This window comes from Aeromonas aquatilis (genome assembly GCF_054052405.1).
The window spans coordinates 67,554-86,251 of the sequence record NZ_JBSTYP010000007.1; the positions used below are offsets into that span (position 1 = coordinate 67,554).

Below are 18,698 nucleotides of genomic sequence, written 5' to 3' on the forward strand. Positions count from 1 at the left end.
TGTATCGATCTCTATCTGGGCTTTATGCCCTTTTTTTGTTTTTCGGAGGGTGACTTTGGCTACGTTGGAACAACGTTTGACCGATCTGCTCGAGGCTCCGGTCGTTGCCTTGGGTTTTGAACTTTGGGGTATTGAGTTTATCCGTGCGGGTAAACACTCCACCTTGCGTGTCTATATCGACGGCGAGCAGGGTGTGACTGTCGAGAACTGTGCTGAGGTCAGCCATCAGGTTGGCGCCATCATGGACGTCGAAGATCCCATCACCGAGGAGTACTACCTCGAGGTATCCTCCCCCGGCATGGATCGTCCGCTGTTCAAGGTTGCCCATTTCGAAAAATACGTTGGCCAAGAGGCGGCGGTAACGCTTCGGATGGCAACAAATAACCGCCGCAAGTTCAAAGGCGTAATCAAAGCTGTGCAAGGCGACATGATCACCCTGACAGTAGATGGTAAGGACGACGTGTTGGCTTTCACCAATATCCAAAAAGCGAACATAGTGCCGAACTTTGGTTAACGAGGCTATCGGATATGAATAAAGAGATTTTGCTGGTCGTTGACGCAGTATCCAACGAGAAGGCGGTACCCCGCGAGAAGATTTTCCAGGCTCTGGAAACTGCGCTGGCGACTGCGACCAAGAAGAAATATGAAGGCGAGATTGAAGTTCGGGTCGAAATCGATCGCAAGACCGGTGACTACGACACTTATCGCCGCTGGGTAGTCATTGCGGATCAAGCCGCGATGGAAAACCCCTATGCTGAGATCACCCTGGAAGCGGCGCAGATTGATCAGCCGGAAATCCAGATCGGTGAGTATGTTGAAGACCAGATCGACTCTGTGACCTTCGACCGTATCACTACCCAGACCGCCAAGCAGGTTATCGTGCAGAAAGTGCGCGAAGCCGAGCGTTCACAAGTAGTTGATCAGTTTAAAGATAAAGAAGGCACCATCATCAGTGGTGTGGTCAAGAAGAGCAACCGCGACAACGTCATCCTGGATCTGGGCAGCAATGCTGAAGCCGTGATCTTCCGTGATGACATGCTGCCGCGTGAAACCTTCCGCCCGGGCGACCGTGTCCGTGGCCTGCTCTATGCAGTGCGTCCGGAAGCCCGTGGTTCCCAGCTGTTTGTCAGCCGTTCCAGCCCGGACTTCCTGAAAGAGCTGTTCCGTATCGAAGTACCGGAAATCGGTGAAGAGATGATCGAAATCATGGGCGCAGCCCGTGATCCTGGTTCCCGCGCCAAGATCGCGGTGAAGACCAACGATCGTCGTATCGACCCGATCGGTGCCTGTATCGGTATGCGTGGTGCCCGTGTGCAAGCTGTCTCCGCCGAGCTGAGCGGTGAGCGCGCCGACATCGTGCTGTACGATGACAACCCGGCCCAGTACGTGATCAATGCCATGGCACCTGCCGATGTGGCCTCCATCATCGTTGATGAAGACAACCACACCATGGATATCGCCGTGGAAGCTGCCAACCTGGCTCAGGCCATCGGTCGCAATGGTCAGAACGTGCGTCTGGCCTCCCAGCTGACCGGTTGGGAGCTGAACGTGATGACCGTTGAGGACATGCGTGCCAAGCACCAGGCCGAAAACGACCGCATCATGAACCTGTTCACCAGCACCCTGGACATCGACGACGATTTCGCCGGTCTGCTGATGGAAGAGGGCTTCTCTACCCTGGAAGAGATCGCCTTTGTACCGGTCAACGAGCTGCTGGCTATCGACGGTCTGGATGAAAACATGGTCGAAGAGCTGCGCAAGCGCGCCAAAGATGCCCTGACTACCAAGGCACTGGCCAAAGAAGAGTCTTTCGATGGCGTTGAGCCGTCTGAAGAGCTGCTCAATCTGAACGGTCTGAGCCGCGAACTGGCTTACGCTCTGGCGGGCCGTGGCGTGGGCACCCTGGAAGATTTGGCTGAGCAAGGTATCGATGACCTTGCTGATATTGAAGGGCTGACTGCCGAGAAGGCAGGTGAGCTCATTATGGCTGCTCGCAATATCTGTTGGTTCGGAGAAGAGCAGTCCGAGTAAGATCAAACGGAGGAAAATGAATGGCAGAAGTATCAGTCAAACAACTTGCCACTGACATCGACACACCGGTTGATCGTCTTCTCCAGCAGTTTGTCGATGCCGGTATCAGCAAGAGCAAGGCCGACGACATGGTCAGCCAGTCTGAGAAACAGGCTCTGCTGGCACACCTGAAGAAACAGCATGGAGGTGACGAGGTCGCCGCTCCTGCCCGCATGACCTTGCAGCGCAAGACCAAGAGCACCATCAGTGTTCAGGGGACTGGCGGCAAGAACAAGGAAGTGCAGGTAGAAGTGCGCAAGTCTCGCACCTATGTAAGACGCTCGGCGCTGGAAGATGAACAGCGTCAGGCGGAAGCCGAGGAAACAGCGCGTTTGGAAGCAGAAGAAAAAGCTCGTCGCGAGGCCGAAGAGAAGGCTCGCCTCGACGCTGAAGAGAAGGCTCGCCGTGAGGCTGAGCAGGCTCGTCGTGAAGCTGAGGAAAAGGCGCGGATCGAGGCACAATCAAAGGCTCGACAGGCTTCACAGCCCGCCAAAGCAGCCAGTAGCACAGCTCAGCAAGAGGCAGAAAAGATGGCCAAGCGCGAAGCAGAAGAACTGAAGCGCCAACAGGAACAAACAGCTTTGAAAAAAGCTGAAGAACTCGCCGCGAAGAAAGCCGAAGAGGCTCGCATCATGGCGGAACAGAACTCGGCCCGTTGGGCTGAAGAAGAGGCCGCTCGCGCCAAAGAGAGCAGCGACTACCATCTGACCACCAACAAGCATGCGCAGGCCGCAGAAGACGAGCTGGATCGGAAAGAAGAGACCAGCCGCCGTACTGCAGCCGCCGCTGTCAAGGCCCCGAAAAAGGCGGGTCGTCGCGATGATGATCGCAATGATCGCAACTCCCGTGATCCGCGTGCCCGTAAAGGCAAGCGTGGCAAGGTGGCTACCCCGAACGCCATGAAACACGGTTTCAACAAGCCGGCTGCCGTGGTGAACCGCGACGTCGTCATCGGCGAGACTATCACTGTGGCCGAACTGGCCAACAAGATGGCCGTCAAGGGTGTTGAAGTCATCAAGGCGATGATGAAGATGGGTGCCATGGCCACCATCAACCAGGTGATTGACCAGGAGACTGCTCAGCTGGTCGCCGAGGAGATGGGTCACAAGGTTGTGCTGCGTCGTGAGAACGAGCTGGAAGAGGCGGTACTGTCCGATCGTGACGAGACCTCCGAAGCCAAGCCGCGTGCACCGGTCGTTACCATCATGGGTCACGTTGACCATGGTAAGACCTCGCTGCTCGACTACATTCGTAAAGCCAAGGTTGCTGCTGGCGAAGCCGGTGGTATTACCCAGCATATCGGTGCTTACCACGTCGAAACTGACAGTGGCATGATCACCTTCCTGGATACTCCGGGTCACGCGGCGTTTACCTCCATGCGTGCTCGTGGTGCCAAGGCGACCGATATCGTGGTTCTGGTTGTTGCTGCCGATGATGGCGTGATGCCGCAAACCATCGAAGCGATCCAGCATGCCAAGGCGGCCGGTGTGCCGCTGGTTGTTGCGGTCAACAAGATCGACAAGCCTGAAGCGGATCCGGATCGTGTCAAGACCGAACTGGCCCGTTACAACGTCATGTCCGAAGATTGGGGTGGAGACTGCCAGTTCGTGCACGTCTCAGCCAAGTCTGGTGAAGGCATCGACGATCTGCTGGAAGCCATTCTGATCCAGTCCGAAGTACTGGAACTGACTGCGGTGGTTGATGGCATGGCCAACGGCGTCGTGATCGAATCCTTCCTGGATAAAGGTCGTGGTCCGGTTGCTACCGTACTGGTACAAGAAGGTACTCTGCGTCAGGGCGACATCGTTCTGTGTGGTCTCGAGTACGGTCGTGTTCGCGCCATGCGTGACGAACTGGGTCGCGAGATCAAGGAAGCGGGTCCATCCCTGCCGGTGGAAATCCTCGGTCTGTCCGGTGTTCCCTCTGCCGGTGACGAAGCCACCGTTGTTCGTGACGAGAAGAAAGCACGTGAAGTTGCGCTCTACCGTCAGGGCAAGTTCCGCGAAGTCAAGCTGGCTCGCCAGCAGAAGGCCAAGCTGGAAAACATGTTCGCCAACATGACCGAGGGCGAAGTGTCCGAAGTGAACGTGGTGATCAAGGCTGACGTACAAGGTTCTGTGGAAGCAATCTGCGATGCGCTGGTCAAACTCTCCACCGACGAAGTGAAGGTGAAGATCGTGGGTTCTGGCGTAGGTGGTATCACCGAAACCGACGCGACCCTGGCTGCTGCTTCCAGCGCCATCCTGGTTGGTTTCAACGTCCGTGCCGACGCATCTGCGCGCAAGGTCATCGAATCCGAGAGCCTGGATCTGCGTTACTACTCCGTCATCTATGACCTGATCGACGAAGTCAAGCAGGCCATGAGCGGCAAGCTGGCCCCTGAGTATCGTCAGGAGATCATCGGTCTGGCTGAAGTGCGTAGCGTCTTCAAGTCTCCGAAGTTCGGCGCTGTTGCCGGCTGTATGGTTACCGAAGGTGTGGTCAAGCGTTCCAACCGTATCCGTGTTCTGCGTGATAACGTGGTTATCTATGAAGGCGAGCTGGAATCCCTGCGCCGCTTCAAGGATGACGTCAACGAAGTTCGCAATGGCTACGAGTGTGGCATCGCGGTCAAGAACTACAACGACGTGCGCGAAGGCGACCAGATTGAAGTTTACGAGACTGTTGAAATCAAACGGACTCTGTAAGCCGAGAGTTAGACAAAATAGGGGGCCGCGGCCCCCTTTTATCGCAGGATAGAATATGGCCAGAGAATTCAGCCGGACCCGTCGGGTCGGACAGCAGATCCAGCGTGAAATCGCGCTGATCCTGCAGCGCGAGGTGAAAGACCCGCGCATTGGCATGGTGACTGTTTCCGATGTGGAAGTGTCCCGTGACCTCAACTATGCCAAGGTATATGTCACCTTCTTGCAGCTGGAAAATGATGCCGAGCGCATCAAGGAAGGCTTGCTGGGTCTGACCGAAGCAGCCGGATATATCCGTAGCCTGCTGGGTAGCGCCATGCGTCTACGCGTAGTGCCAGAGCTGCGTTTCTACTACGACCAGACCCTGGTCGAGGGGATGCGTCTCTCCAACCTGGTGACCAACACTGTGCGTGAAGACAAGCGTCGCATGGCCGAATCCGGCCGTGACGAAGAAGCTGAATCTGCACCGGATGACACGACTGAGGATAAAGCCTGAGATGACCCGAAGACGTCGTTTCAAGGGCCGTGATGTGCACGGCATTCTGCTGCTGGACAAGCCTACCGGCCTGACCTCCAACGATGTGTTGCAGAAGGTCAAGCGCATCTACAACGCCGCCAAGGCCGGTCACACCGGCGCCCTGGACCCGTTGGCAACTGGCATGCTGCCGATCTGCCTCGGCGAGGCCACCAAGTTCTCCCAGTATCTGCTGGAAGCGGACAAGCGCTATGAGGTGACCGCCAAACTGGGCGAGCGCACCAACACCAGCGACTCCGACGGCGAGGTGGTTTCCACCCGTCCGGTGAACGTGGCTGTCGGTACCCTGATCGAGGCGCTGGACCAGTTCCGCGGTCCGATCATGCAGGTACCGTCCATGTACTCCGCGCTCAAGCACAACGGCCGTCCGCTCTACGAATATGCCCGCGAGGGCATCGAGATCGAGCGTGAAGCCCGTCCCATCACCGTCTTCGAGCTCAAACTGCTGAGCTTTGAAGGTGATGAAGTGCGCCTCGAAGTGCACTGCAGCAAGGGCACCTACATCCGCTCTCTGGTGGATGATCTGGGTGAAGTGCTGGGTTGTGGTGCTCACGTCTCCCAACTGCGTCGTACCCAGGTTGCCAGCTATCCATATGATCGGATGCTGACTCTGGAGCAGCTCGAGTGCATCTTCGAGCAGGCCAAGGCCGAGAGCATCCCGCCGCGCGAGCAGCTGGATCCGCTGCTGCTGCCGATGGATACCGCCGTGGCATCCCTGCCCGAGGTGAACATGCTGGCCGTTGTGGCTGCCTATGTGAATCAGGGCCAGGCTGTGCAGGTGGCCGGCGCGCCGCAAAGCGGTCAGGTTCGCATGACGGTCGGCCCGGAGCGCGAGTTCATCGGGGTTGGCGAGATTGATGATGATGGCCGCGTCGCGCCCAAGCGACTGGTGCGTTATCACGACGATCGCGACGAGGAGTGATCCTCCTCTGGCGGTACCCGGACGCTTTATGATTGCGTAAAGCGTCCGGGACGATTATGATACCGCCCTCATTTCACGGCTGAATTAGAGATTGGCTGTGAACCTTTAAACACTCTACCGGAGTAATACCATGTCTCTAAATGCTGAGATCAAAGCTTCCATCGTTGCTGACAACGCTCGTTGCGCCAACGACACTGGCTCCCCCGAAGTGCAAGTTGCCCTGCTGACTGCCCAGATCAACCATCTGCAAGGTCACTTCAAAGAGCACTCCAAGGACCACCACGGTCGTCGCGGTCTGCTGCGCATGGTTTCCCAGCGTCGTAAGCTGCTGGACTACCTGAAGCGTAAAGACGTTCAGCGTTACGCTGCTCTGATCGCCAAGCTGGGTCTGCGTCGTTAATCGACCATCAGATTTCGCGAAAAAGGGGAACCGTCAGGTTCCCCTTTTTTATTGCTCTTCAAGCCGTTGCCTGCCTCACAGAATTCGCGTCGCCGCTTACCTTTTGCATCGAATCAAGTATACTTGTGCGCGAATTTAAAGAGCCAAATTGTAAAAAGGAAATTCACGTGAATCCTATTGTAAAGTCATTCCAGTACGGTCAACACACCGTCACTCTGGAAACCGGTGTGATGGCCCGTCAAGCCACTGCGGCCGTAATGGTCAGCATGGACGATACCTGCGTATTTGTGACCGTAGTTGGCAAGAAAGAGGCCGATCACGGCCGTGATTTCTTCCCGCTGACCGTCAACTATCAGGAGCGTACCTATGCTGCTGGTCGTATCCCGGGTGGTTTCTTCCGTCGTGAAGGCCGTCCGAGCGAAGGCGAGACCCTTATCTCCCGTCTGATCGACCGTCCTATTCGTCCGCTGTTCCCGGAAGGCTTCCTCAATGAGGTTCAGGTCGTTGCGACCGTCATGTCCGTGAATCCGGCCGTATCCCCCGACATCGTTGCCATGATCGGTGCCTCTGCTGCACTGGCCATCTCCGGTATCCCGTTTGGCGGCCCGATTGGTGCTGCTCGCGTGGGTTACATGAACGGTCAGTATGTGCTGAACCCGACCACCACCGAACTGCCGCAGAGCGATCTGGATCTGGTGGTTGCCGGTACTGCCAACGCGGTACTGATGGTTGAGTCCGAAGCGGCCATCCTCTCCGAAGAGGTAATGCTGGGCGCCGTGGTATACGGTCACGACCAGATGCAGACCGTGATCAATGCGATCAACGAGTTTGCTGCTGCCGTCGGCACCAAGCCGTGGGATTGGACTGCTCCTGCCATCAACGAAGCGCTGAAAGCCAAGGTTGCCGAGCTGGCAAGCGCCGAGTTGGGTGAAGCCTACCGCATCACCGAGAAGGCTGTGCGTTACGAAACCATCGCTGCCATCAAGGGCCGTGTGGTTGAAGCTGTCATCGCTTCTGGCGTGGAAGAAGATGCCAAGAAGATCGGCGAAGAGTTCCACAGCCTGGAAAGCCGCATCGTGCGTGGTCGCGTTGTACGTGGTGAGCCACGTATCGATGGTCGCGATCCGGAAATGATCCGTGCCCTCTCTGTTGGCACCGGCATCCTGCCCCGTGCTCACGGTTCTGCCCTGTTCACCCGTGGTGAAACTCAGGCCATCGTGGTTGCCACTCTGGGTACCGAGCGTGACGCCCAGAACATCGACGAGCTGACCGGTAACCGTGCCGATCGCTTCATGCTGCACTACAACTTCCCGCCATACTGCGTCGGTGAGACCGGCATGATGGGTAGCCCGAAGCGTCGTGAAATCGGTCACGGCCGTCTGGCCAAGCGCGGCGTTGCTGCCGTGATGCCGAGCGCCGCCGAGTTCCCGTACGTGGTGCGCGTGGTGTCTGAAATTACCGAATCCAACGGTTCCTCCTCCATGGCGTCTGTCTGTGGTTCCTCTCTGGCGCTGATGGATGCCGGTGTGCCGATCAAGGCCTCCGTTGCCGGTATCGCCATGGGTCTGGTGAAGGAAGAAGAAGGTTTCGTCGTACTGTCCGACATTCTGGGTGACGAAGATCACCTGGGCGACATGGACTTCAAAGTAGCCGGTACCACCGAAGGTGTGACCGCGCTGCAGATGGACATCAAGATCGAAGGCATCACCAAAGAGATCATGGAGATTGCCCTGAAGCAAGCTCGTGGCGCTCGTCTGCACATCCTGAAAGTGATGGATGAAGCTATTCAGGCTCCCCGTGCCCAGATCTCCGATTTCGCACCGCGTATCCACACCATCAAGATCAATCCTGAGAAGATCAAGGACGTGATCGGTAAGGGTGGTTCCGTGATCCGTGCGCTGACCGAAGAGACCGGCACCAACATCGAGCTGGACGATGACGGTACAGTACGTATCTCCGCCGTGGCCAACGAAGCCGCCATGGAAGCGATCCGTCGCATCGAGGCCATCACCGCCGAGATCGAAGTGAACCGCATCTATGAAGGTAAAGTTGTCCGTCTGGCCGATTTCGGTGCATTCGTCAACATTCTGCCGGGCAAAGATGGTCTGGTACACATCTCCCAGATCACCGACGCTCGCGTGCAGAACGTGGCTGACCACCTGACCATCGGTGACGTGGTCAAGGTGAAGGTACTGGAAGTGGACCGTCAGGGCCGCGTACGTCTCTCCATCAAGGAAGCGAACGCCCCGACCGAAGCAGCTGCACCTGCTGCTGACGCCGCTCCGGCCGCTGAAGAGGCGCCTGCTGCAGAGTAATCTGCTCGCCTGATACCGGATTGGTTCCGGTTGATGTAAAAAGTCCGGCGCCCCTTGGGGAGCCGGACTTTTTTATGTTCAAAACGCGCGATAAGGGATTACTTGCCGAGGATGGCGTATTGCATCTCTTGTAAGGGGAGCACATGGCGGGCAGCTCCCAGCTTGATCGCCTCCTTGGGCATGCCGAAGACCACGCAGGAGGCCTCATCCTGGGCATAGGTGTTGGCACCCGCATCCAGCATCTCGCGCAACCCTCGGGCACCATCATCCCCCATGCCGGTCATGATGATGCCGGTGGCATTCTTGCCGGCATATTTGGCGACGGAGCGAAACAGCACATCCACCGAGGGGCGATGGCGGTTGATAAGCGGCCCGTCGACTACCTCGACGTGATAGTAGGCACCGCTGCGTTTGAGCAGCATATGCTTGCCTCCGGGGGCAATCAGCGCCAGCCCCGGGATCACCCGGTCATTGTTCCTCGCCTCCCGAACTTCTATCTGGCAGACCCCGTTCAGGCGTTCGGCAAACATGGCGGTAAATTTTTCCGGCATGTGCTGCACGATGACAATGCCGGGGCTGACCCGGGGCAAGGCTGTCAGCACGGCTTCCAGCGCCTGGGTGCCGCCGGTCGAGGTGCCGATGGCGATGAGCCGCTCGGTGGTTTGTGCCATGGCGTGCTGGTTGGGCGCCAACATGGCATCCGCGTTGAGCTTGGTGCTGACCGGCACAGATGAGGACTTGCCCACGCGCTTGAGGTTGGCCTGGGCCGCAGCACGTACCGCCATGGCTAGGTCGTGGGCAGATTCTTGCAGAAAGCTTTTTATCCCCATGGTCGGCTTGGTGATGATGTCCACCGCGCCGGCAGCCATCGCCTGCAGGGTTGTCTCGGCCCCCTTTTCGGTGAGGGAGGAGCAGATCACCACCGGGGTTGGATGCTCTGCCATGATCTTGGAGAGAAAAGTGATGCCATCCATACGGGGCATCTCCACATCGAGCACGATGACGTCAGGCCACTCTTTCTTCAGTTTTTCCTGGGCAAACAGGGGATCCGATGCCGTGGCGATCACCCGGATATCAGGCTCCTGCTCCAGCACCGCTTGCAATACCTGTCTGACCACGGCGGAATCATCCACCAGCATGACCCGGATCTGCTTCATTCTCGCGACTCCCGTTGATGTGGCAGACGATGATGGCGGAGCCAGACACTGCCGTTGCTGAGCTCAAAGAGCAAGCTTCGGTGGCCGCTATGGCCAAGATGATGAGCCTTGATATCAAGGCCAAGGTGTCGGGTCAGCTGCCAGGCTGCCTGAATATTTTTGGTGGCGACATTGTTGTCGCTCTGTGCGTATTGAGGCTCGGTAAACATGTTGCCACCCCCGAACAACTTGGCCTCATATTCATGGATGGGGGCGGGATAGTGACTGGCCGCTTGCAGCAGCAAGGCGAGGGCCTCATCGGCATAGCGCCCATCCAGCTTGGCAGAGGGATTGCGCCGACTTGGCAGCATGTAGTGACACATTCCTCCCTGCTTCTGCTCCGGATGCCACAGGGTGATGGCAATACAGGAGCCCAGTACGGTTCTGACCACCACATCCTCCTTGCCAAAGAAGAGCTCTCCCGGTTGCAGGATCACCTCCCGAGCCATGACTTATCTCTTCTGATAGATGGAAGGAGAGACAAGCTGCAGGCCGTGGTGCAGGCCATGCAGGCTCTCGGCGTGGCTCACCAGCAGGTAGCCACCGGGTTTGAGTCTGGGTACCAGCCGCTGCAATACTTGCCCTTTGGTCTCCTTGTTGAAGTAGATCATCACGTTTCTGATGAAGATGACGTCAAACATGCCGATGTCCGGCAGATCCTGATTGAGGTTGATCTGCATGAACTGCACCTTGTCCCGCAACTTGCGATCGATGATGAAGATACCTTCCTGTAGGCCCACACCCTTGAGGCAATATTTCATCAAAAAGGGCAGTGGAATATTTTGCGCCCGCTCGATGGGGTAGCGACCGCCCATCGCCTGTTCCAACACCCGGGACGAGATATCGGAAGCTAGGATCTCCCAGTTGAGGGTGCCGCGTTTCTCCGAGAGGGTCATGGCCAGACTGTAGGGCTCCTCTCCGGATGAGCTGGCTGCGCTCCAGATCCGCAAGGTGCGTTCACTCGGGAAGCGTGCAAGCACTTCCCGGGTCAGAAACTCGAAGTGTTTGGGCTCCCTGAAAAAGTAGGTTTCGTTGGTGGTGAGCAGGTCGAGCGCCAGCTGCAGTTCGCTGCTGCGATCGTTCATGATGAGCTGGAAGTAGTCGTCATAACTATCCAGCTCATAGTGGCAGAGCCGTTTTGCCAAGCGGCTGGCAACCAGCGCCTTCTTGGCCGGAGACAGCTCTATCCCCGCCGTTTGATGAAGCCAGCGTTGGAAACGGGAGAACTCATCATCATGCAGCTGGGTTTGATACAAAACCCTGTCCCTCTACCTGTGTTGTCGGATGTGGGAGAGGCAATGCCTCTCCCGTGACTAGAACCGGACAAAATCGCCGTCGTTGATGGGGCGTTGTGTGGTGGCGGCCCGCTCCCGACTGTTGGCATTGTTCTCGTTCATGAAGCGCCCTCGGGTAGTGGGGTGAAGGTGCGAGGTGGCTTTGCCCTCTTTGGTGTGGGCCTCTAGGGTAAAGAACTCCATGGCCAGCTGCAGTTGCTCGGCCTGGCTGCTCATCTCTTCCGCTGTGGCAGCCAACTCTTCGCTGCAAGAGGCGTTCTGCTGGGTAACCTGACTCAACTGATTCATGGCCAGGTTGATCTGGCTGACGCCGGTAGACTGTTCATTGGAGGCCGCGCTGATCTCCTGCACCAGGTCCGAGGTCTTGTTGATGGAGGGCACCATCTGATCGAGCAGGCGACCGGCTTTTTCCGCCATCTCGACGCTGCTTGATGCCAGTTCGCCAATCTCTTGTGCTGCCACCTGGCTGCGTTCGGCCAGTTTGCGCACCTCCGCCGCCACTACGGCAAAGCCTTTGCCGTGATCGCCTGCGCGCGCTGCTTCGATAGCTGCGTTGAGTGCCAACAGATTGGTCTGGTAGGCGATGTCATCGATGATGCCAATCCGTCTGGCGATTTGCTTCATGGCATCCACAGTCAGTTTGACCGCTTCTCCCCCCTCTACGGCCTCTTTGGCTGCCTTGCTGGCCATGCCATCGGTGACCTGGGCATTGTCGGTATTCTGGTTGATGCTGGCGCTCATCTGCTCGATGGAGGCGCTGGTCTCCTCCATGCTGGAGGCCTGTTCACTGCTGGATTGGCTGATCGACTGGGCGGTCGCGCTTACCTGCTCGGCGGCACTGGAGAGGTTGTCAGAGGCGCCGCGTACTTCGGTGACGATGTTGGTGAGCGATGCGATGGTCTTGTTGAGCGCATCCTTGGTGGTGCCAAACACGCCGGGGTAGTCCGCCTCAATCTGTTGGGTCAGGTCACCTTTTGCCAGACATTGCACGACCCGGATGACGTCGTTGAGGGTGCTGTCGATAACGTCGGCAATCTGGTTGATCCCTTCTCCCATCGCCTGAAAGAAGCCGCTCTTGCCAGCAAGTTCCATCCTGCGGTGCAGCTCGCCATTGATCACGGCATGCACGATATCGGACATCTCTTTCTCTATCATCACTTCCTTGGTTCTGTCGGCCCATTCGACCACGGACCCCAACCGTTCACCGGTATCGTTGAAGACCGGATTGGCGATCAGGGAGAAGGTACGCCCCCCCAGCTGGATCTGGGTACGGTAGGTGCTGTTGAGTTTGGCCAGCATGGCGCGCTGATGGCCGGGATTTTTATGAAAGCTGTCGATGTTGGCGCCCATCAGCTGATTGGCGTTGAAGCTGTAGAGCTCTTTCTTGATGTCGGTCTCAGCCTGATTGAGCATGCCGGTCACAGCCTCGTTCATATAGATAATGTCGAGGTTGGTATCGGCAATCATCACGTTGGTGCTGGCACAATCGAGGGCTTTGCGAACCAGCTGATTCTCATGGAGCAACACCTGGTTCTTTTTAATGTCGTTGCGGCTCTGTTCCAGTTTGTCACTGAGCAAGGTGACCACCTCGTTGATGGCATGTCCTACTTCACGCAAGGGGCTATCCATACCGGAAAGATCGAGTGGTGCTGGAACCTGCTCTGCCAGGACTGCGTGTTGCAGCTGGCCGATTGCGCCGAGTAACTGGGTCCGCTGCCTCACTTCGGTGGCATTGTCTCCGAAGAGTTTTCCTAAGAGTGATTGGGTCATGAGCGTTTCCTTATGCTGCATGTCGTGGAGTATGGAGGCCTGTTCAGGAGGGTTGCAGGTTGCCTTGTGGCAACCTTGCCTGTGGCTGGGCCAGTTCGCTGAGTTGAGCCATCTCATCGAGTGACAACACTTTCCCGGTATCGATGAGGATGACGAATTTGCCGTTGACCTTGCCCATGCCGCTGATGAAATCGGCCCGGATGCGGGCACCAAAACTGGGTGGGGGCTCGATATCTGCTTGTGGGATACCCAGTACTTCCGATACGGAATCCACCACAACGCCAATATCCTGACCTACAGGTTCATCGCCCTGCGGGGCCATCCCCTCAATAATGACGATGCAACTGCGGCGAGTGATGACCGAAGGAGCATTGCCAAAACGGGCATTCAAGTCTACGACCGACACTACCGCTCCTCTGAGGTTGATTACGCCACGAATAAAACCCGGCATCATCGGAACCGGAGTGATATTGCCGTATTCGATGATCTCTTTGACCCCCAGAATATTGATGGCGAACATCTCGTTGTTGATCAGAAATGTCAGGTACTGGGCATCGCCACTGTTCTCGTCAGCGGCCGCTGATGGCACCGTGATGTCGGTGGATGTATGCATGGTCGCCTCCGGTTAAAAACGGACAAAATCCGCGTCATCAATGGAATGGGATGATGGTTGATTGGGCTGGCTGGCCCGTTGTGGGGGGGCGATGAAACTGCCTCTGGGAGGCATGCCCTTGTGGCCGGTTTCATGGGACCAGGTGTTGAGCTGCGCACTTTTTTCCAGAGCAAAAAAGGCCATGGTTTGCTGCAGTTCGCTGGCTTGTGAACTCATCTCTTCGGCCGTGGCCGCCAGCTCCTCGCTACTGGCCGAATTCTGTTGTGTCACCTGATTAAGCTGGTTCATGGCCAGACTAATCTGGTTGGCTGCGCTGGCCTGTTCACCTGAGGCGGCATTGATCTCTTGTACCAGGTCAGAGGTTTTGCGAATGGAGGGGACGATCCTCTCCAGCAGGTTGCCAGCCCGCTCTGCCTTGCTGACACTGTCGGAGGAGAGCTCGCCAATCTCCTGCGCTGCGATCTGGCTGCGCTCTGCCAGTTTTCTCACTTCGGCAGCAACCACCGCGAAGCCTTTGCCATGCTCCCCGGCGCGAGCCGCCTCGATGGCGGCGTTGAGGGCAAGCAGGTTGGTCTGGTAGGCAATGTCGTCGATGATGCTGACTTTCTTGGCGATTTGCTGCATGGCGGTCACCGTCTGTTGAACGGATTGGCCCCCTTCGGTTGCCTCCAGCACCGAGTTGCTGGCCATGCTGTCGGTGATCTTGGCGTTCTCGGTGTTCTGATTGATGCTGGCGCTCATCTGCTCGATAGAGGCGCTGGTCTCCTCCACACTGGCCGCCTGCTCGCTGGTGGCCTGACTTAATGCCTGCGCCGTATTGCTCACCTGATTGGAGGCATTGGTCAGGTTGTCGGCGGCGTTGCGAACCTCTTCGATGATATTGGTCAGTGCAGTGATGGTCTGGTTGAGGCCGTCTTTGGTCTGGCCAAAAACCCCGGGGTAGGGTTCATCGATCCGCTGAGTCAGGTCCCCTTTGGAAAGCGCGGTGGCGATGCGCATCACATCTTCCAGGCTGGTATCTGTCACATGGGAGAGGCGATTCAGCAGCTCGGATACCCGCTTGATATAGCCTTGACGATCCTCCAGCGCAATCTTGTGGCTGAAGTCGCCCTGTTCGACAGCGGCGGTTACCAGCGTTTCAATATCCGTGATCAAGGCCCCCAGTTTCTTGACCATGTTGTCCATCGCCATCAAGAGCTGACCCGCTTCATCGTTGGACTCTATCTTGATCGATACATCCAGATTGCCATCGGCCAGACTATTGGCCACACGCAGGGCCTGCTCAATGGGAGTAATGATGCTTTTGATCAGCAGGGTGCCAAACCAGCCTGCGAGCGCGATGCCGACTGCGATAACCACCGCCATGGTTATCAGCATCACGTCATACCAGGATTGTGCAGAGGTATATTCCGACTTGGCTACATTGAGCTGCAGGTTCACCAGCTCGGTGACCTTGTTGCCTATCGGGTCGATGGATCCATAGAGGGTGCCGTCAAAATTGTTCAGCATGCCGGCAATTATGCCGTGCTGGGTGGCGAGGAATTTCTCCAGCTTGCCAATATCGGTATCGGCCGCGTTGAACAGGGAGCTCGCCTCGGCTGACAGACGCTGCTCCTCCGGGGTGAGAGTGGTGGATTGGTAGTGCAGCCACTCGCTCTTGATGGTCTGCTGGGCCTGTTTGATCTGATTCAACGCCTCTTCTGCCGGGATCAGCCCCGCATTGGCCTTGTTGAGGTTGTCGATGATCGAGACGGCATAGCTGTCGGAGATGGTCTTCAACTGCTTGAGGGGTACCACCCTGTCGTTGTAAACGCGCTGCAACCCGGTATTGCTGCTCTGCATGTTGTATAACCCGAGGCTGCCAACGGCCAGCAGCAGCAGGCAGAGCATGCAGAGCAGTACAATAAGACGCAATTTGATGGTGGAATTTTTTAACATGATGGTCCCCTCAGTTGATGCTGGATTGAGGCAGGTTGCGCGACACTGTCAACCTGTTGAGCTGACAGGATTCCTGAGTGATGGCGTGCTGGATCAGCGAAGGAATGTCGAGGATCAGGGCGACCTCTCCCCCCCCCAGAATGGTTGAACCACTGATGCCCTGCAGGCGCTGGAACAATTTCCCCAAAGGTTTGATGACGGTCTGGAATTCTCCCAGCAGTTCATCCACCACCAGTCCGGATTTTTTGCCTGCATGGCTGACCACGACAATGTTCTCGCGCCGCCCTTTGCTGCCATTGGTATCGAAGTAGTGTTGCAGGCGGATAAAGGGCAACACCTCGCCACGCAAATTGATGTAATTGCGACCCTGGGTATCGGACAGTGCACTCTGGGTCAATTCAACGCACTCGATCACCATATCGAGGGGAATGACGTAGTGGGTGTCGCAGACTCGCACCAGGAAGCCGTCGATGATGGCAAGGGTAAGCGGCAGGCGGATCTGTACACGGGTTCCTTTTCCCGGGATGCTGTCGAGATCGACCGTGCCGCGCAGGGCAGTGATGTTGCGTTTGACGACATCCATGCCCACCCCGCGACCGGAGAGGTTGGTTATCGCCTCGGCGGTGGAGAACCCCGGCTCGAAGATCAGGTTGTATATCTCCTGATCCGTCAGCGTGATGGTTGGGCTGATTAGACCGCGCTCGATGGCTTTTTGCTGGATCCTGGCTTTGTTGAGACCTGCGCCGTCATCCCGAATTTCGATGACGATACTGTTGGAGTCGTGATAGGCATTGAGATTCAGGGTGCCACGTGGGGGTTTGCCTGCCAGCAGCCGTTGTTCTGCCGATTCGATACCGTGATCCATTGCGTTTCTGACCAGATGTATCAGCGGATCGCCGATCTTCTCTACCACCGATTTGTCCAGTTCGGTCTCGGCTCCGGAGATCACCAGAGTGATATCCTTGTTCAGCTCCTGACTGACATCGCGCACAACCCGCTGGAAGCGGTTGAAGGTATCGCCGATAGGCACCATTCGCAGGCGCAGCGCGCTGTCACGGATCTCTTCCACCAGCATGGCAATGACCGAGGTGGCTTCCTGCAGCTGGCTTTCGCGGGTGCGTTGGGCCAGCAGATTGGCTCCTGAACTGGCGACTACCAACTCCCCGACCAGATTGATTAGATCGTCCAGCTTGTCGGCATGCACCCTGACGTAACGGCCCTCTTTGCTCTTGCTCTCCTTGGTCTGATTCTGTTTTTTCAGGGCGGCATCGACGACGGCTTCGTTGACGGCACCCTGCGCAATCAGGATTTCTCCGAGTTTGGGCGCTTGTTCTGCCGGGGTCGCTTGCTGTGCCTGCAGACCGTTTGCTAACTCCTCTGCGGTCAAAGCGCCTGTGTTGACCAGCAACTGCCCCAGCATGGCGTTATCTTCCGGCAGCGACTCGATCAGGTTGATGAACTCGGCGATCTTGCTGTGGGGCGGCAAGATGGTGATCTGGCAGTCATCTCTAACAAATTCAAAAACATCGCTGATGGCCGTCTTGTCTGCCTGCGAGTCGAAGTCTATCTCGTAGCCTAGGTAGCAATTCTCCGGATCGAACTGCTCCCAATCCGGTAGCGCCTGATGGATGGTCTCCACCGAACATATCGTTCCTAGTGTGCTGAGATAGCGCAGAAATGCGGCCGGATCCATGCCATTGCGCAGCACATCGGGGCCAAAACGCAGGGAGATATGCCACAGGGAGGCGGAGCTGGTAATTCCTCCCTCTTTTTCGATCTTGGGTTCCGGCGTATGCACAGTATCTGGCAGCGTGGCATGGGGGATGCACTGATGACGGGTGAGGGTGAGCCTCAGCCGTTCATCTTGGTTGGCATCGCCCTCGCTTAACGTGCTGCCCTGTTCTGCAACGACACTGATGAGCGTCTGGATATGGTCACAGCTCTCCAGCAGATCCTTAATCAGAGGAGAGGTGACGGTGAGCTGCTGATTGCGGATCTGGTCTAGCAGATCCTCGACGATATGGGTAAACCCGACGATGGGCTGCAGACCAAACAGGCCAGCAGACCCCTTGATGGTGTGAGCTGCACGGAAGATAGCGCCAATCAGCTCGCTATTGTCAGGGTCAGCTTCCAGTGAGAGCAGTGCTGACTCCATCTCTTCGAGCAACTCGCGTGCCTCGGCGATATAGGTTTGTAAAGCCTGATCAAGATCGATGCTCACGGTGACTCCTTGTCATGCTGGCTCAGGGCCGTTCGCCATGGGTGATGAGGGTGGGGTCGCCAAAAAAGGCCGAGAGTTGGCAGAGCTCCAGCAGTTCAAGCACAACATGGCTGTGCCAGACCAGCGAAAGGGAGGAGCCCTGCTGCAGCGCGGTTTTTTTTGCCGCCAGCAGCAGTTGCAGCCCGGAGCTGTCTATCTCGGATACCGCCGCCAGATCCAGCTCCAGTTCGCTCCCTTGATGCAATAAGGGCGAAAGGGCCTCTTTCAGCTCGCTGACCGTATAGATGGTGATCTCATCCGGCATGGTCACCACCACCTTGTTGTCGAGTAGCTCACTCTGTAGTTGCATGATGCGCTCCGGATTACGGCATGATGAGCTTGGCGACTGCGGCCAGCATCTGTTCGGGCTGGAAGGGTTTGACCACCCAGGCTTTGGCTCCTGCGGCTTGTCCCTCCTGCTTCTTGCTGTCCTGAGACTCCGTGGTCAGCATGATGACAGGGGTAAATTTGTAGTTGGCCAGCTTTTTGGCCTCTTTGACGAAGGTGATGCCATCCATGTTCGGCATATTGACGTCACTGATGATCAGGTTGATCTTCTTGCCATCAAGTTTGTTGAGCGCATCTTTGCCATCAGAGGCTTCCATGACCTCATAACCGGCTCCCTTGAGGGTCATGCCCACGACTTGGCGAATAGTTGCCGAGTCATCCACGATCAGGATCGTTTTGCCCATATCTCTCT

16 protein-coding genes are annotated in these 18,698 nt (G+C 56.9%); 7 read left to right on the forward strand and 9 right to left on the reverse strand.

Features of this window, described 5'->3' with window-relative positions; translation table 11 throughout:
* The first annotated feature begins 55 nt into the window (after positions 1–55).
* The 7 genes from rimP (at position 56) to pnp (ending at position 8,926) form a co-directional block, all read left to right on the forward strand.
* Complete coding sequence (gene rimP / locus ACW5W8_RS04100) at positions 56–514, forward strand: ribosome maturation factor RimP (protein ID WP_042060102.1); 459 nt, start codon at positions 56–58, stop codon at positions 512–514.
* Positions 515–528: 14 nt separating this feature from the next.
* Positions 529–2,031: a transcription termination factor NusA gene (nusA, locus tag ACW5W8_RS04105; RefSeq protein WP_498626530.1), complete on the forward strand. Its 1,503-nt coding sequence runs from the start codon at positions 529–531 to the stop codon at positions 2,029–2,031.
* 20 nt (positions 2,032–2,051) lie between these two features.
* Positions 2,052–4,757, forward strand: a complete 2,706-nt coding sequence (gene infB / locus ACW5W8_RS04110) for a translation initiation factor IF-2 (protein WP_498626531.1) — start codon at positions 2,052–2,054, stop codon at positions 4,755–4,757.
* Between the two features lie 55 nt (positions 4,758–4,812).
* Positions 4,813–5,250: a 30S ribosome-binding factor RbfA gene (gene rbfA, locus ACW5W8_RS04115; protein WP_498626532.1), complete on the forward strand. Its 438-nt coding sequence runs from the start codon at positions 4,813–4,815 to the stop codon at positions 5,248–5,250.
* A 1-nt stretch (position 5,251) separates the two neighbouring features.
* Positions 5,252–6,211, forward strand: coding sequence for a tRNA pseudouridine(55) synthase TruB (gene truB, locus ACW5W8_RS04120; protein ID WP_498626533.1), 960 nt, complete (start codon positions 5,252–5,254; stop codon positions 6,209–6,211).
* A gap of 130 nt (positions 6,212–6,341) precedes the next feature.
* On the forward strand, positions 6,342–6,611 hold the full coding sequence (gene rpsO, locus ACW5W8_RS04125) for a 30S ribosomal protein S15 (RefSeq protein ID WP_005326646.1): 270 nt from the start codon (positions 6,342–6,344) through the stop codon (positions 6,609–6,611).
* A 167-nt stretch (positions 6,612–6,778) separates the two neighbouring features.
* Positions 6,779–8,926 (forward strand): polyribonucleotide nucleotidyltransferase, encoded by a 2,148-nt coding sequence (gene pnp, locus ACW5W8_RS04130; protein WP_498626534.1) that lies wholly within the window; start codon positions 6,779–6,781, stop codon positions 8,924–8,926.
* A gap of 98 nt (positions 8,927–9,024) precedes the next feature.
* Here pnp and ACW5W8_RS04135 read toward each other — a convergent pair whose 3' ends face one another.
* The 9 genes from ACW5W8_RS04135 to ACW5W8_RS04175 are packed head-to-tail and all read right to left on the reverse strand — an operon-like array spanning position 9,025 to position 18,690.
* Positions 9,025–10,083, reverse strand: coding sequence for a protein-glutamate methylesterase/protein-glutamine glutaminase (locus ACW5W8_RS04135; protein WP_498626536.1), 1,059 nt, complete (start codon positions 10,081–10,083; stop codon positions 9,025–9,027).
* Complete coding sequence (gene cheD / locus ACW5W8_RS04140) at positions 10,080–10,571, reverse strand: chemoreceptor glutamine deamidase CheD (RefSeq protein ID WP_113739041.1); 492 nt, start codon at positions 10,569–10,571, stop codon at positions 10,080–10,082. Before cheD ends, ACW5W8_RS04135 begins: the two co-directional genes overlap by 4 nt.
* Before the next feature lie 3 nt (positions 10,572–10,574).
* Positions 10,575–11,378: a CheR family methyltransferase gene (locus ACW5W8_RS04145; protein ID WP_498626538.1), complete on the reverse strand. Its 804-nt coding sequence runs from the start codon at positions 11,376–11,378 to the stop codon at positions 10,575–10,577.
* A 57-nt stretch (positions 11,379–11,435) separates the two neighbouring features.
* On the reverse strand, positions 11,436–13,187 hold the full coding sequence (locus tag ACW5W8_RS04150) for a methyl-accepting chemotaxis protein (protein WP_498626539.1): 1,752 nt from the start codon (positions 13,185–13,187) through the stop codon (positions 11,436–11,438).
* Positions 13,188–13,230: 43 nt separating this feature from the next.
* The gene (locus tag ACW5W8_RS04155) at positions 13,231–13,800 is read right to left on the reverse strand and encodes a chemotaxis protein CheW (protein ID WP_376901563.1); all 570 of its coding nucleotides are present in this window, start codon (positions 13,798–13,800) and stop codon (positions 13,231–13,233) included.
* 12 nt (positions 13,801–13,812) lie between these two features.
* Entirely contained in the window at positions 13,813–15,738 is a 1,926-nt protein-coding gene (locus tag ACW5W8_RS04160) for a HAMP domain-containing methyl-accepting chemotaxis protein (RefSeq protein ID WP_498626541.1), read from the reverse strand.
* 10 nt (positions 15,739–15,748) lie between these two features.
* Positions 15,749–17,959: a chemotaxis protein CheA gene (locus ACW5W8_RS04165; protein WP_498626543.1), complete on the reverse strand. Its 2,211-nt coding sequence runs from the start codon at positions 17,957–17,959 to the stop codon at positions 15,749–15,751.
* Positions 17,960–17,981: 22 nt separating this feature from the next.
* The gene (locus tag ACW5W8_RS04170; protein WP_498626544.1) at positions 17,982–18,308 is read right to left on the reverse strand and encodes an STAS domain-containing protein; all 327 of its coding nucleotides are present in this window, start codon (positions 18,306–18,308) and stop codon (positions 17,982–17,984) included.
* A 13-nt stretch (positions 18,309–18,321) separates the two neighbouring features.
* On the reverse strand, positions 18,322–18,690 hold the full coding sequence (locus ACW5W8_RS04175) for a response regulator (protein ID WP_005338778.1): 369 nt from the start codon (positions 18,688–18,690) through the stop codon (positions 18,322–18,324).
* Between the last annotated feature and the right edge of the window lie 8 nt (positions 18,691–18,698).